We start from the raw sequence: 12,507 nt of genomic DNA, 5'->3' as shown, positions 1-12,507 counted from the left end.
AATGGTTGAAATAGGTATAGAACCGCTATGGCTGTCAACCGGCATAGCGAATCTCGAATGGGGGCAGGTGCTCATGATGGGCGTCGGCGGAGTATTGATCTACCTGGCAGTGGTAAGGAAGTTTGAACCGCTGTTATTGCTGCCCATCGGATTTGGCGCAATTCTCAGTAATATCCCTTTAGCGGGTATCGGGGGGAGTGATGGTCTGCTGGGCCATATCTACCATGTGGGGATAGAAACAGGTGTTTTTCCTCTACTGATCTTTATGGGGGTAGGTGCGCTCACCGATTTTGGTGCCCTGATAGCAATGCCTTGGACACTGCTCCTTGGTGCGGCGGCCCAGTTTGGTATTTTCGTTACATTGCTGGGCGCTTTGGCACTTAATTTCGTACCCGGATTTGATTTTACCTTAGCGGATGCCTCTGCGATTGCCATAATTGGGGGGGCAGATGGGCCAACTGCCATTTTTCTGGCTTCCAGGCTTGCGCCTGATCTCCTGGGCGCGATAGCTGTGGCAGCCTACTCATACATGGCACTTGTTCCGATTATCCAACCACCAATCATGCGCTGGTTGACTACAGAGACTGAGCGGAATGTTGTAATGCAACAGCTGCGGCATGTTACTAAGCTTGAGAAAGTGATGTTCCCGTTCGCAGTATTGTTGTTATGTGTGATATTTCTACCATCAGCGGCCCCACTGATAGGCATGCTGACCTTTGGCAACCTGCTTCGCGAGAGTGGCGTGGTTGAGCGACTCAGCCATGCGGCTCAGAATGAGATCATAAACATTGTTACGATCTTCCTGGGATTGGCTGTTGGTTCAAAACTCTCTGCTGATAAGTTCCTTACCCTGGATACACTGGGAATATTGGCGTTGGGTGCCTTCGCCTTTTGCATCGGGACTGCGACAGGGCTTCTGATGGGTAAAATCATGTATAGAGTCACCGGAGGCAAGGTCAATCCCCTGATTGGCGCTGCAGGTGTCTCTGCAGTTCCCATGGCTGCCAGAGTGGTCAACAAGGTAGGATTAGAGACCAATCACCATAATTTTCTCCTCATGCATGCCATGGGGCCAAATGTAGCTGGCGTTATAGGCTCGGCCGTGGCAGCGGGCATTCTCCTGGCAATGGTCGGCGGTTAATATCGCCTGATTTGAGTTTCAGGAATTAACTGCCTCTCACGTCATTTTGACATGAGAGGCAGTCTCATAATATTATTTCGCGCTTATGTCGAAGCGCTTTCCCGATCGATTGGATCCCTGGCGTTTCGCTGATCTTAATAATGAGATCAGCGGAAGGCTGCCGTTTGAGGCCTTAACAAGACTTCGTGAATGCCTGTCGAAGGCAGACGGTGAGGTTTTTTTTGACTTGAGCTTCAGTCGCGACGAGAAGCGATATGCACGGCTTGACGGTCACATCCAGGCCGAGTTGGCGCTTGAGTGCCAGCGCTGTCTAGGGACATTGACGTTCCCTGTGGATAGAAAATTCTCAGTTGTTTTTGTTCAGGGATTGAATGAAGCGGAGAGGCTTCCCGATAGCCTCGACCCTTGTTTGGTTGAAGAAGGTGTCGTGGATTTCAGGGAGTTGATCGAAGATGAGCTTCTTTTGGCGCTGCCACAAGTGCCAATGCACGACACAGATGTTTGTAAGCTCCCTCGAGAGTTTGTCTTGGATGAGGCTGACCTGGAGACGGAGAGTGACAAACAGGATAATCCGTTTGCGGTGCTGTCCAGCCTTAAGCGGGATGAGCATTAGTTTTAGTTTGTATACAATTTTTTCAGGAGATCAGCCATGGCTGTTCAAAAAAGCAAAAAGACCCCATCAAGGCGCGGAATGCGTCGTGCGCACGATGGATTGAAGAGCGAAGCGCTTTCAGTCGATTCCACTTCCGGAGAGACTCATCTGCGTCATCACGTCTCTGCAGATGGATTCTATAAAGGCCGTAAAGTCGTCGATACCAAAGGCGAGTGATACACAACTCGTCGGTCCTGTGACCTTTTCTAAGAACCCGTGTGGGGCAATGCCCTTATACGGGTTCTTTCTTATTTGGATGAATCGATTTTCGAATGAATAGACCTGTCACAATCTCTTTAGATGCCATGGGAGGGGATATCGGCGTAGATGTCGTCGTTCCTGCTGCCTTGGATTATCTGAAAAAGGACAAAGAGACTGCTTTGATCCTGGTTGGTCGTGAGGAGATCTTACGCCCTAAAGTCGGGGATCATACTTTTGGCGACAGGCTGCGTATTCATCACGCCTCTGAACTGGTGGCGATGGATGAATTACCCTCCAAGGCACTTCGAAATAAGAAAGATTCTTCCATGCGAGTTGCCATTGATCTGGTCAAATCAGGGGAAGCGGATGCCTGTGTCAGTGCGGGTAATACCGGTGCACTGATGGCTACATCTCGATTCGTTCTGAAAATGCTGCCACATATCGATCGTCCCGCAATCATTACAGCACTCCCTTCGATAAAGGGTCAGACGTTTATGCTTGATCTGGGTGCGAATGTGGACTGTAGCGCAGGTCATCTGTTTCAGTTTGCGGTTATGGGTAGCGAGACAGTCGCTGCTGTTACCAATATTAGCGAACCTAGAATTGGTCTGCTCAATATTGGGCAGGAAGAGATCAAGGGTAATGAACAGGTAAAAGAGGCTCACGAACTACTGCATGCCAGTTCTCTCAATTACGTAGGGTATGTTGAGGGTGACGATATTTTTCAAGGTGGTACGGATGTCATTGTTTCAGACGGTTTTGTTGGAAATGTTGCCCTGAAGAGTAGTGAAGGGGTAGCCAAAATGATCCGCCATTTCATGAAATTGGAATTCAAAAAGAATCTTCTGACCCGATTGGCGGGATTGGTTGCCTTGCCGGTATTGAGAAGTTTGGCCAAACGCATTGATCACAGGCACTACAATGGCGCAAGTCTTTTAGGGTTACGAGGGATTGTGATTAAGAGCCATGGTGGCGCAGACAAGCTTGCGTTTATGAATGCGATCAGCATTGCCCGCAAAGAGGTTTCGAGCGATGTGTGCAGTCGTATTGCAGAGCAAGTCAAAGCCCATCTGGATAAAAGGGAAACCGCGTGATCTATTCGCGTATAACCGGCACAGGTGGCTATCTACCTGAGAAGGTCGTAACCAACCAAGACCTTGAAAAAATAGTCGATACCACTGACCAGTGGATCGTGGAACGTACCGGAATCCGTAAAAGACATATTGCGGAAGAGGGTGAATGTACCTGTGATCTGGCAGAGAAAGCAGCACGTAATGCGCTTGATATGGCTGGACTGAAACCAGAGCAGATCGATCTGATCGTTGTGGCAACAACCACTGCTGATCAGGTTTTTCCCAGCACTGCCTGTCTACTGCAGGCCCGGTTGGGAATTCGAGGTCCTGCTGCATTTGATGTCCAGGCAGTCTGCACAGGTTTTGTGTATGCTCTGGGCGTCGCTGAGAAGTTCATACAGACCGGTGCGGCGAAAAAAGCCCTTGTGGTTGGTGCGGAGACTATCTCGCGCATTCTCGATTGGAGTGACCGTAATACATGCGTCTTGTTTGGTGATGGTGCTGGTGCAGTGGTAATCGAGGCCAGTAATGAGCCAGGGATTATCTCAACGCATCTTCATGCTGATGGGGCTTACCAGAATCTTTTACAAGTCCCTGCAGGAATATCACGCGGATATGACCAGCTTCGAGAGAGTCAGGCTTTCATGGAGATGCGTGGAAATGAGGTATTCAAGGTTGCCGTTACCACTTTGGGACGCATCGTAGATGAGACGCTCGCTGCGAATGGGATGAAAAAGTCGGATATCGACTGGCTAATACCCCATCAAGCAAATATCAGAATCATAAATGCCACCGCAAGGAAACTGCAGACGCCTATGGAGCGGGTGGTGGTAACAGTTGAAGATCATGGAAATACTTCTGCGGCTTCAGTGCCACTGGCTCTGGATGTAGCTGTCAGGGATGGACGAATTAAACGTGGTGAAACCATACTCATGGAGGCTTTTGGTGGCGGTTTCACCTGGGGCTCGGTGTTGGCAAAATTCTAATTCCTACAGTATTTGATTTATGAGTGAAAAAGATTTCAGTATGGTTTTTCCCGGCCAAGGTTCTCAATCAGTTGGTATGCTGAGTGATTTGGCTGATGCTTTTCCGATTGTCACTGAGACCTTTAGCGAGGCATCTGACGTATTAGGTTATGATCTTTGGGCGATGGTTCAGGATGGGCCAGCTGAATCATTAAATCGAACTGAGGTTACCCAACCCGCGATGCTTGCAGCAGGCGTTGCGGTGTGGCGAGTTTGGCTGGATCAGCAAGGCCCACTGCCGAAGCTTATGGCAGGCCATAGTCTGGGTGAGTATTCTGCATTGGTCTGCGCAGGTGTGCTGACATTTTCCGATGCGTCTAAATTGGTAGCAGAGCGCGCTAAACTCATGCAAAGCGCTGTTCCTGAGGGTAGTGGTAGCATGGCAGCCATTCTTGGACTGGATGATGATGCTGTTAGAGAAGTATGTCGCAATGCTGCATCAGGTGAAGTGGTTGAGGCGGTGAATTTCAATTCACCAGGTCAGGTGGTCATTGCTGGTAATAAGAGCGCGATTGAAAGGGCATGCGAACTCGCTAAAGAAGCCGGGGCTAAACGTGCACTGCCGTTACCGGTAAGTGTCCCTTCTCATTGTGCCCTGATGAAACCTGCTGCAGAGCGTTTGAATGAACAGTTGGCGTCCATTTCTTTTTCAGAACCCACCATACCTGTGTTGCACAACGTCAATGTGGAAACGGTAAAGGATGCTGATCAGATTAAAGCACTAATTGTTGCCCAGTTGTATAGTCCGGTTCGTTGGGTTGAAACTGTGCAAAAGATGTCGGAAGCGGGTTGTTCCAGGTTGCTGGAAGTCGGACCGGGAAGAGTGCTTGCTGGTCTGACAAAGAGAATCGACCGAAGCCTGACCGGTATTGCAATATTCGATACCAATAGTCTTAATCAAGCTATGGAGACCTTGAAATGAGCCTGGAAAACGAACTTGCCTTGGTAACGGGAGCCAGTCGAGGTATTGGTGCATCCATTGCTGATACTTTGTCATCGGCTGGGGCAACTGTAATTGGTACTGCAACCTCGGAGTCGGGTGCTCAAGCGATAACGGACCGTATGGATGCTGCCGGTTTTCAGGGTTCCGGTATGGTTTTGGATGTCGCGGATCAAGACTCTATCGATGTTTTAATGGCAGCCATCTCTGAAAAGTATGGTGTGCCGGGTATTCTGGTCAACAATGCCGGGATTACCAATGACAACCTTCTGATGCGAATGAAAGATGATGAGTGGGATCGAGTCATCAATACCAATCTCTCATCTGTCTTCCGTCTTAGTAAAAGTGTGCTGAGAGGTATGATGAAGGCGCGTAAAGGGCGCATCATCAGTATATCTTCGGTGGTTGGATCCATGGGAAATGCAGGCCAGTCAAACTATGCTGCAGCCAAGGCCGGGATCGATGGTTTCACCCGCTCTCTGGCGAGAGAGGTGGGTTCCCGTGGTATAACCGTGAATTCTGTAGCTCCTGGCTTTATTGAAACTGATATGACCAATCAGTTACCCGAAGCACAACGCAAGAGTTTGATTGAGAGTATTCCGCTTCAACAATTAGGGTCACCAGAGGATATTGCCAATGCTGTACTCTTTTTGGCAGGTGAGTCTGGGCGCTATATCACAGGTGAGACCCTGCATGTAAATGGCGGAATGTACATGACTTGAGACCTTCTTGAAGGCCATGAATATTACAAGGTAAGTTAAGTATAGCTTGTAATATTATGTTTTTAAAAAGATAATTGGGAAAATGCTGACATTACACTGATCTGATGATTACGCTTTTCTCAGAACTTTTTTGTTACTACAATACCGCATCGGTCCTATTCGAGGCCGTCGGTTAATCCAGAGGAAATTAATAAAATGAGCGATGTCGTAGAACGAGTTCGTAAAATCGTCGTAGAACAACTGGGCGTTAAAGATGAAGAGGTGACACTAGAAGCCTCATTCGTCGATGATCTTGGCGCTGACTCTCTCGACACAGTAGAACTGGTGATGGCCCTAGAAGAGGAGTTTGAAACTGAGATTCCTGATGAAGAGGCTGAAAAAATTACAACTGTGCAGTTGGCTGTTGATTACATCAACGCCCATAGTTGAGCTGTTCATAAGGTTTATCTCTCATAGGCCGTCATGCTCCAAGCTTTTGGGAGCGCGGCCTTTTTGTTTTTCAGCATCACCAATGAAATTTGGGGGTAGTCTTACATGACTGCAAGAAGGGTTGTCATTACTGGGTTGGGCATGGTGGCTCCTGTCGGACTGGATGTCGATTCCGCATGGACGAATATTCAGGCTGGTAAGAGTGGCATCCAGCCGATCACCCATTTTGATGTCGGACCATTCTCGACTCAATTTGGTGGTCCAATTTACGGCTTCGAAGTCACTGACTATATCCCGAAGAAAGAAGCCAAAAAAATGGATAAGTTTATCCACTACGGTGTTGCTGCAGGTATACAGGCGATCAAGGATTCCGGTCTGGAAGTGACTGATGAGAATGCCGATCGTATCGGTGTGCTCATTGGCTCGGGTATCGGTGGAATAACCGGTATCGAAAACAGCTATCAATCCTATCTTGATGGTGGGCCGCGCAAGATTTCACCCTTTTTCGTACCTTCAAGCATAATCAATATGGTATCGGGCAATCTCTCCATCATGTATGGATTGAAAGGGCCCAACTATTCGATCGTTTCTGCCTGCAGTAGTGGTGCTCACAGTATTGCTGAGGCGGCAATGATGATTCGCTTCGGTCGTACTGATGTGATGATTGCCGGTGGTGCTGAAATGGCTACCTCACCCGTGGGATTGGGCGGCTTCGCTGCTGCTAGGGCACTTTCTCGTAGAAATGACGATCCCCAGGCAGCCAGCCGTCCTTGGGATAAGGATCGTGATGGGTTCGTACTTAGCGATGGTGCCGGTGTTGTGGTTTTGGAAGAGTATGAGATGGCCAAGGCTCGAGGCGCCACGATCTATGCTGAACTGGTAGGTGTCGGTATGAACTCCGACGCGTTTCATATGACAGCACCATCCAAGGATGGCTCTGGAGCGGCTCAGTGCATGAATTTAGCCTTGCAGGATGCGGGCATAAATCATGATCAGGTTGACTATATCAATGCTCATGGCACCTCCACCCCTGCTGGTGATGTGGCGGAAACCCTTGCAGTCAAAAGAGCGTTCGGTGACCATGCCCATAAGCTCTGTGTCAGCTCCACCAAGTCAATGACCGGTCATATGCTGGGCGCTGCCGGTGGCGCAGAGGCTGTATTTACCATTCTGGCTCTGCATAACCAGGTGGTTCCTCCAACCATCAATCTCGAGAATCAGGATCCGGAATGCGATCTTGACTATGTGCCCAACACAGCCCGGGAGATGAAATTGGATGTGGTGATCTCAAACTCTTTTGGTTTTGGGGGCACAAATGGAACCTTGGCGTTTCGAAAAGTATAGAGCCAGTTTCGAAGACCTCTGTTGCTGATTGACGGACAGCCAGCTGATCAGATACCCCTCACGGATCGTGGGTTGCAATATGGCGATGGTATATTCGAGACCATCGCAATTCAGGATGGCAGGCCCTGCCTGTGGCAAAGACATATACGTCGTTTGCAAAAGGGTGAATCGGCGCTAGGTTTCCCTCCCATAGATAAGGAGCTTCTCTGGCAGGAGGCGTATAAGCTGTGTACCGGCCGGCAACAGGGCGTTCTCAAAATCGTGCTGACCCGTGGTAGTGGTGGACGAGGCTATCGACCACCAGATCCTTGTCAACCGAGACGCATGCTCACCACTTATCCTTGGCCGGACTATCCTCAAAGTTGGTATGATCATGGCATTGTACTAAGACGTTGTGATACGCCCATTTCCCGACAAAGCCGACTTGCAGGCATTAAACACCTCAACCGATTGGATCAAGTACTGGCTAGAGCTGAGTGGCGTGATTCTGCCATTGTCGAGGGTCTGATGATGGATGAGATGAGTAATGTAATTTCTGGTACTCAGTCCAATATCTTTCTGATAAAGGGAGATCAGCTGATTACACCAGAACTCTCTCAAGCAGGCATAGCCGGTGTGGTGCGGGAGTTGGTACTTGAATTCGCAGGGCAATACTCTCTACATCCACAAGTAATTAAAGTAGGATTAGACGATCTGAAACAGGCTGATGCGCTGTTTATCACTAACTCCATATTGGGGCTATGTCCGGTAGCAAGATTCGAAGATCGCCAATATGATCTGAGTAATATTCCTTCTGAGCTGGTCAAGTTCGTTGAAAATTCATACCGAGCCGATGTGTGATGCTACTGAAACCAACTTTTTCTACAATCAGGCCAATCGGGTAATTCCGATCAGACAGTACAGCTTTCTGTAAAATGAGGGGAGAATGAACAGACTGTTAGGCATCTCAATCTTCGCTATAAGCCTTATCCTCGCCTGGGGATGGCTTGAATACGATGATTTCATTAATAATCCGCTGGAATTACCAGCAGAGGGCCTTAACTATCAGCTTGTTTCAGGCACAACCGTCAGGGGGATGGCCAATGATCTCCAACAAAAAGGGATAATTCAAAAACCCGTTCTACTGGAGTTTTTGGCTCGCTGGAATGGATCGGCCAGCCAATTAAAAGCTGGTGAGTACTATTTGCCTGCAGCTATAACACCTCCGAAACTGCTGGAAATACTCAGTTCTTCCCAGGTGGTGCAGCATGCATTAACCATAATCGAAGGCTGGACCTTTGCGCAGATGATGGGTTCGGTGCGAACAAACCCGGTTTTAAAACAGACTCTAGAGGATTTGGATGACGCACAGATTATGACCAGGCTAGGCTTTGAAGGTCAGCATCCGGAGGGGCGTTTTTATCCTGATACCTATCATTTTCCAATGGGTACGACAGACCTGCAGTTTCTACAGCGGGCCTACCAACGCATGCAGAAGACCCTAGATGAAGCCTGGGCTGACCGGGTACCCGATCTGCCTTTAAAAACACCCTATGAAGCACTCATCCTTGCCTCGATTATTGAACGTGAGACTGGACTGCCAGAAGAGAGAGAGGAGATTGCCGGGGTATTTATCAGACGGCTCAACCGCAACATGCTGTTGCAGACCGATCCGACCGTGATCTATGGCATGGGTGATCGTTATGACGGCAATATACGCAAGCGAGATTTGACCCGTGATACCCCCTACAATACCTATACACGCAAAGGCCTGACACCAACACCGATTGCTATGCCAAGTGGTGCGGCAATCAGGGCGGCACTCCACCCCAAGCCGGGCAAAACTCTCTATTTCGTTGCCACAGGGGAAGGTGGACACTATTTTTCAGAAAATCTGAAACAACACAACAATGCAGTGCGAAAGTACCAGTTAAAGCGATGAGTGAAGGCCTGAGAGGACGATTTATTACTGTAGAAGGGGGCGAGGGGGCTGGTAAAAGCAGTAACCTCTCCTTTATACGGGGTTTGTTGGAAGCAGCCGGTAAACAGGTATTGTTTACACGTGAGCCAGGGGGAACTGAACTAGGTGAAGAGGTCAGAGATCTGCTGCTGGGGCATCGGCATACAGGCATGGCAGATGACACAGAATTACTCCTCATGTTTGCAGCAAGAGCTGAACATCTGCAGCGTAAAATCATACCAGCCCTGGAACAAGGTCAGTGGGTACTCTGTGATCGGTTTACTGATGCCAGTTATGCCTACCAGGGGGCTGGTCGAGGCCTTGCAAAAGATCGAATCAAAACCCTGGAGCAGTTTGTGCAGGGTGACCTGAGACCAGATCTGACCCTGCTTCTGGATCTTCCTGTGGAAATTGGACTGGATAGAGCCGGCAAACGATCTGAGCCTGATCGTTTTGAAAAACAGGAACAGACTTTTTTCGAACAGGTGAGAAGCGGCTATCTCGATATTGCTGCAAGCGAACCTGGCCGGGTTAAAGTTATTGACGCTTCCCCTGCTTTGGAGACAGTACAGCAGCAAATATCTGCTGTGATGGCGGAATTTCTGGATCACACTGATGAGTGAGATAGCCTACAGACATCTACCCTGGCATGAGCCGCAGTGGCTTCAATTACAACAATCTGTCGATCAGGGTCGTCTACCTCACGCACTACTGTTCAGTGGCGCCTCCGGGCTTGGAAAAGAGCGCTTTGCACTCAGTTTCGCTCAATCATTGCTTTGTTCTGACAGGGACAAATCGGGCCAGCCATGCGGAAAGTGTCGAAACTGCCAATTAATGTCGAGTGGTCATCACCCCGATTTTCAGTGGGTCAGGCCAGATGAGGATAGTAAAAGTGGTGAGATTAAAATTGAGTCGATCAGAAGATTTACCGACTCAGCAGGTCTGACTACCCATTCCGCCAACTACAAGGTTATTGCAATTCAACCAGCACATCGAATGACAAACGGAGCAGCCAATAGTCTTTTAAAAACCCTTGAGGAGCCTACATCCAGTACGGTGATTTTGCTATTGACCGATCAGCCAGCGAGATTGTTACCCACCATTAGAAGTCGCTGCATGTCTTTGCTGTTTCGTCCCCCTGAGCAAGAGAGTGCCTTGAACTGGCTATCCGATAAGGTTAAATACGGAGATCCTTCACTGCTGCTCGCCCTGGCGAACGGTGCACCCCTTAAGGCCTTGTCACTGGATGATGAAGTGTTGCTTGAAAGGCGTAGTGAGATGTTGAAGCAGTTTCTTGCTTTGAGTGAGGGACGTTTGGATCCGGTGAAGTTGGCTGGTCGTTGGCAAAAATTCGACTTTAACCTATTGATGGAGTGGCTGATTGGCTGGGTTATAGATCTCCAGCGTTTGAAAATGACCAGCTCTGCCCCCTCCCTGTTCAATCCAGATAGCACTCAAGCTTTGCAGAAGACAGCCGACAAGTTAAACTCTAGGGAAATTCAAGAATATTTGGAAAATCTCTATGTTGCAAGGGGATTGGCCGATAGTAATTTAAATTTGCAACTGACACTGGAAAAACTACTTATCGAGTGGCATACCTGCTCGTCGCAGGCAGCATAGAAGATTAGGTTAAATATGGCAGGCGGACCGAAACAAGGAATACTCTCACTCACCATCAAGGATAAAAACGCCTTGTACGCTGCCTATATGCAGTTTGTTCAGTTTGGTGGTCTATTCATTCCCACCACCAAGCAGTACCGTCTTGGTGATGAAGTCTTCATGCTATTAACCCTTATGGATGAAGCAGAACGTCTCCCTGTGGCAGGTAAAATCATCTGGATTACGCCAGTTGGCGCTGAAGGCAACAGGGCTGCAGGTATAGGTGTTCAGTTCAGTGATCAGGATGGTGGCGCGGCTCGTAATAAGATCGAGACCTATCTTGCCGGTGCCCTCAAGTCAGACCGTCCCACACACACGCTGTAAATCTGATATCCAGTTCCCCTTTTATTTAAATGGCCGCTGACCGCAACTCTCCAGGGCTGATGGTGTAAAATGCGTTATCAGCCTAATAGTCAGAAAATATTACAATGCTTGTAGATTCTCATTGCCATCTTGATCGGGTTGCTCTCGATCATTATGAAAACGACTTCAATCGCTTTGTTTCAACGACCCTTGATTCAGGAATCGACCAGATGTTGTGCGTCTCCATTGATTTGGAGTCCTGGCCATCAATGGTCTCACTGGTTGAAGCATTTCCCCAGATTTCAGTATCAGTTGGGGTGCATCCGAATGACAGAGAGCGGCGTGATCCAAGCGCCTCCGAACTGGTAGAACTGGCCAGTCACCCCAAGGTAATTGCCATTGGGGAGACCGGGTTAGACTATTTTCACGGATCCGGTGATCTGGATTGGCAACGTGAACGATTTTGTCGACATATCCAAGGGGCTAAACAGGCAGAGATGCCGTTGATCATCCATACAAGAGATGCAAAATCAGATACCCTAAGCATCATGCAATCAGAGGGAGCGGATCAAACTGGCGGTGTTATGCACTGTTTCACTGAAGACTGGTCGATGGCGGAGCAGGCAATTGAGATGGGCTTCTATATCTCTTTCTCTGGCATTATCACTTTTAAAAACGCAGCGGATTTACGCGAAGTGGTGAAAAAAGTTCCGATTGATCGTCTACTGATTGAGACAGACTCTCCTTATCTTGCGCCGGTACCTCATCGCGGTAAGCCAAACCAGCCAATCTATGTTCGTCAGGTTGCAGAGTGTGTCGCTGATATCAAAAGTATGAGTATCGAAGAGGTCGCTCAGGTTACATCTGATAACTACTATCGGTGTTTTCCTTTGGCGAATCGCTAATCCTGGAGATCTTTCAGAGTGGTCTATCTCGTCGGCTGAATAGAAGTTCGATGATGATGGTAAGAATTGCTCAGGAACCCTGGTTACCTTCCACAGAATCTGAAGTCGGTAGCACCGGTTCATTAAGTGGTTTTCGTTTCAGTGGGGCATGGTGCGGCAGGGCCGCACCCTACA

General features: G+C 48.7%; 15 protein-coding genes. All 15 read left to right on the top strand.

Annotated elements, in window-relative coordinates:
• Window position 1 precedes the first annotated feature (1 nt).
• On the top strand, window positions 2-1,141 hold the full coding sequence (locus AC4IE7_RS07635; RefSeq protein ID WP_490776226.1) for a sodium ion-translocating decarboxylase subunit beta: 1,140 nt from the start codon (window positions 2-4) through the stop codon (window positions 1,139-1,141).
• Window positions 1,142-1,226: 85 nt separating this feature from the next.
• Entirely contained in the window at window positions 1,227-1,754 is a 528-nt protein-coding gene (locus tag AC4IE7_RS07630) for a YceD family protein (protein WP_490776225.1), read from the top strand.
• Window positions 1,755-1,790: 36 nt separating this feature from the next.
• Window positions 1,791-1,970: a 50S ribosomal protein L32 gene (rpmF, locus tag AC4IE7_RS07625; RefSeq protein WP_490776224.1), complete on the top strand. Its 180-nt coding sequence runs from the start codon at window positions 1,791-1,793 to the stop codon at window positions 1,968-1,970.
• Between the two features lie 95 nt (window positions 1,971-2,065).
• Entirely contained in the window at window positions 2,066-3,088 is a 1,023-nt protein-coding gene (gene plsX, locus AC4IE7_RS07620) for a phosphate acyltransferase PlsX (protein ID WP_490776223.1), read from the top strand.
• A complete protein-coding gene (locus tag AC4IE7_RS07615) occupies window positions 3,085-4,053 on the top strand; it encodes a beta-ketoacyl-ACP synthase III (protein WP_490776222.1) in 969 nt (322 codons plus the stop codon). The genes plsX and AC4IE7_RS07615 overlap by 4 nt, the downstream gene beginning before the upstream one ends.
• Before the next feature lie 19 nt (window positions 4,054-4,072).
• Entirely contained in the window at window positions 4,073-5,014 is a 942-nt protein-coding gene (fabD, locus tag AC4IE7_RS07610) for an ACP S-malonyltransferase (protein WP_490776221.1), read from the top strand.
• The gene (gene fabG / locus AC4IE7_RS07605; RefSeq protein ID WP_490776220.1) at window positions 5,011-5,754 is read left to right on the top strand and encodes a 3-oxoacyl-ACP reductase FabG; all 744 of its coding nucleotides are present in this window, start codon (window positions 5,011-5,013) and stop codon (window positions 5,752-5,754) included. Before fabD ends, fabG begins: the two co-directional genes overlap by 4 nt.
• Window positions 5,755-5,949: 195 nt before the next feature.
• Window positions 5,950-6,183 carry an acyl carrier protein gene (acpP, locus tag AC4IE7_RS07600; protein ID WP_068993473.1) on the top strand — a complete coding sequence of 78 codons (234 nt, stop codon included), beginning with the start codon at window positions 5,950-5,952 and terminating at the stop codon, window positions 6,181-6,183.
• A 105-nt stretch (window positions 6,184-6,288) separates the two neighbouring features.
• A complete protein-coding gene (fabF, locus tag AC4IE7_RS07595) occupies window positions 6,289-7,527 on the top strand; it encodes a beta-ketoacyl-ACP synthase II (protein ID WP_490776219.1) in 1,239 nt (412 codons plus the stop codon).
• 21 nt (window positions 7,528-7,548) lie between these two features.
• Entirely contained in the window at window positions 7,549-8,367 is an 819-nt protein-coding gene (gene pabC / locus AC4IE7_RS07590; RefSeq protein ID WP_490776218.1) for an aminodeoxychorismate lyase, read from the top strand.
• 85 nt (window positions 8,368-8,452) lie between these two features.
• Window positions 8,453-9,448 (top strand): endolytic transglycosylase MltG, encoded by a 996-nt coding sequence (gene mltG, locus AC4IE7_RS07585; RefSeq protein ID WP_490776217.1) that lies wholly within the window; start codon window positions 8,453-8,455, stop codon window positions 9,446-9,448.
• On the top strand, window positions 9,445-10,089 hold the full coding sequence (gene tmk, locus AC4IE7_RS07580) for a dTMP kinase (protein WP_490776216.1): 645 nt from the start codon (window positions 9,445-9,447) through the stop codon (window positions 10,087-10,089). Before mltG ends, tmk begins: the two co-directional genes overlap by 4 nt.
• Window positions 10,082-11,086, top strand: coding sequence for a DNA polymerase III subunit delta' (locus AC4IE7_RS07575; RefSeq protein ID WP_490776215.1), 1,005 nt, complete (start codon window positions 10,082-10,084; stop codon window positions 11,084-11,086). The genes tmk and AC4IE7_RS07575 overlap by 8 nt, the downstream gene beginning before the upstream one ends.
• Window positions 11,087-11,101: 15 nt before the next feature.
• A complete protein-coding gene (locus tag AC4IE7_RS07570; protein ID WP_490776214.1) occupies window positions 11,102-11,449 on the top strand; it encodes a PilZ domain-containing protein in 348 nt (115 codons plus the stop codon).
• A 104-nt stretch (window positions 11,450-11,553) separates the two neighbouring features.
• Window positions 11,554-12,333 carry a TatD family hydrolase gene (locus tag AC4IE7_RS07565; protein ID WP_490776213.1) on the top strand — a complete coding sequence of 260 codons (780 nt, stop codon included), beginning with the start codon at window positions 11,554-11,556 and terminating at the stop codon, window positions 12,331-12,333.
• The last annotated feature ends 174 nt before the right edge of the window (window positions 12,334-12,507 follow it).

Source organism: Candidatus Thiodiazotropha sp. AKAK3 (assembly GCF_058244645.1).
This window is presented reverse-complemented; position numbering and strand designations above follow the sequence as displayed.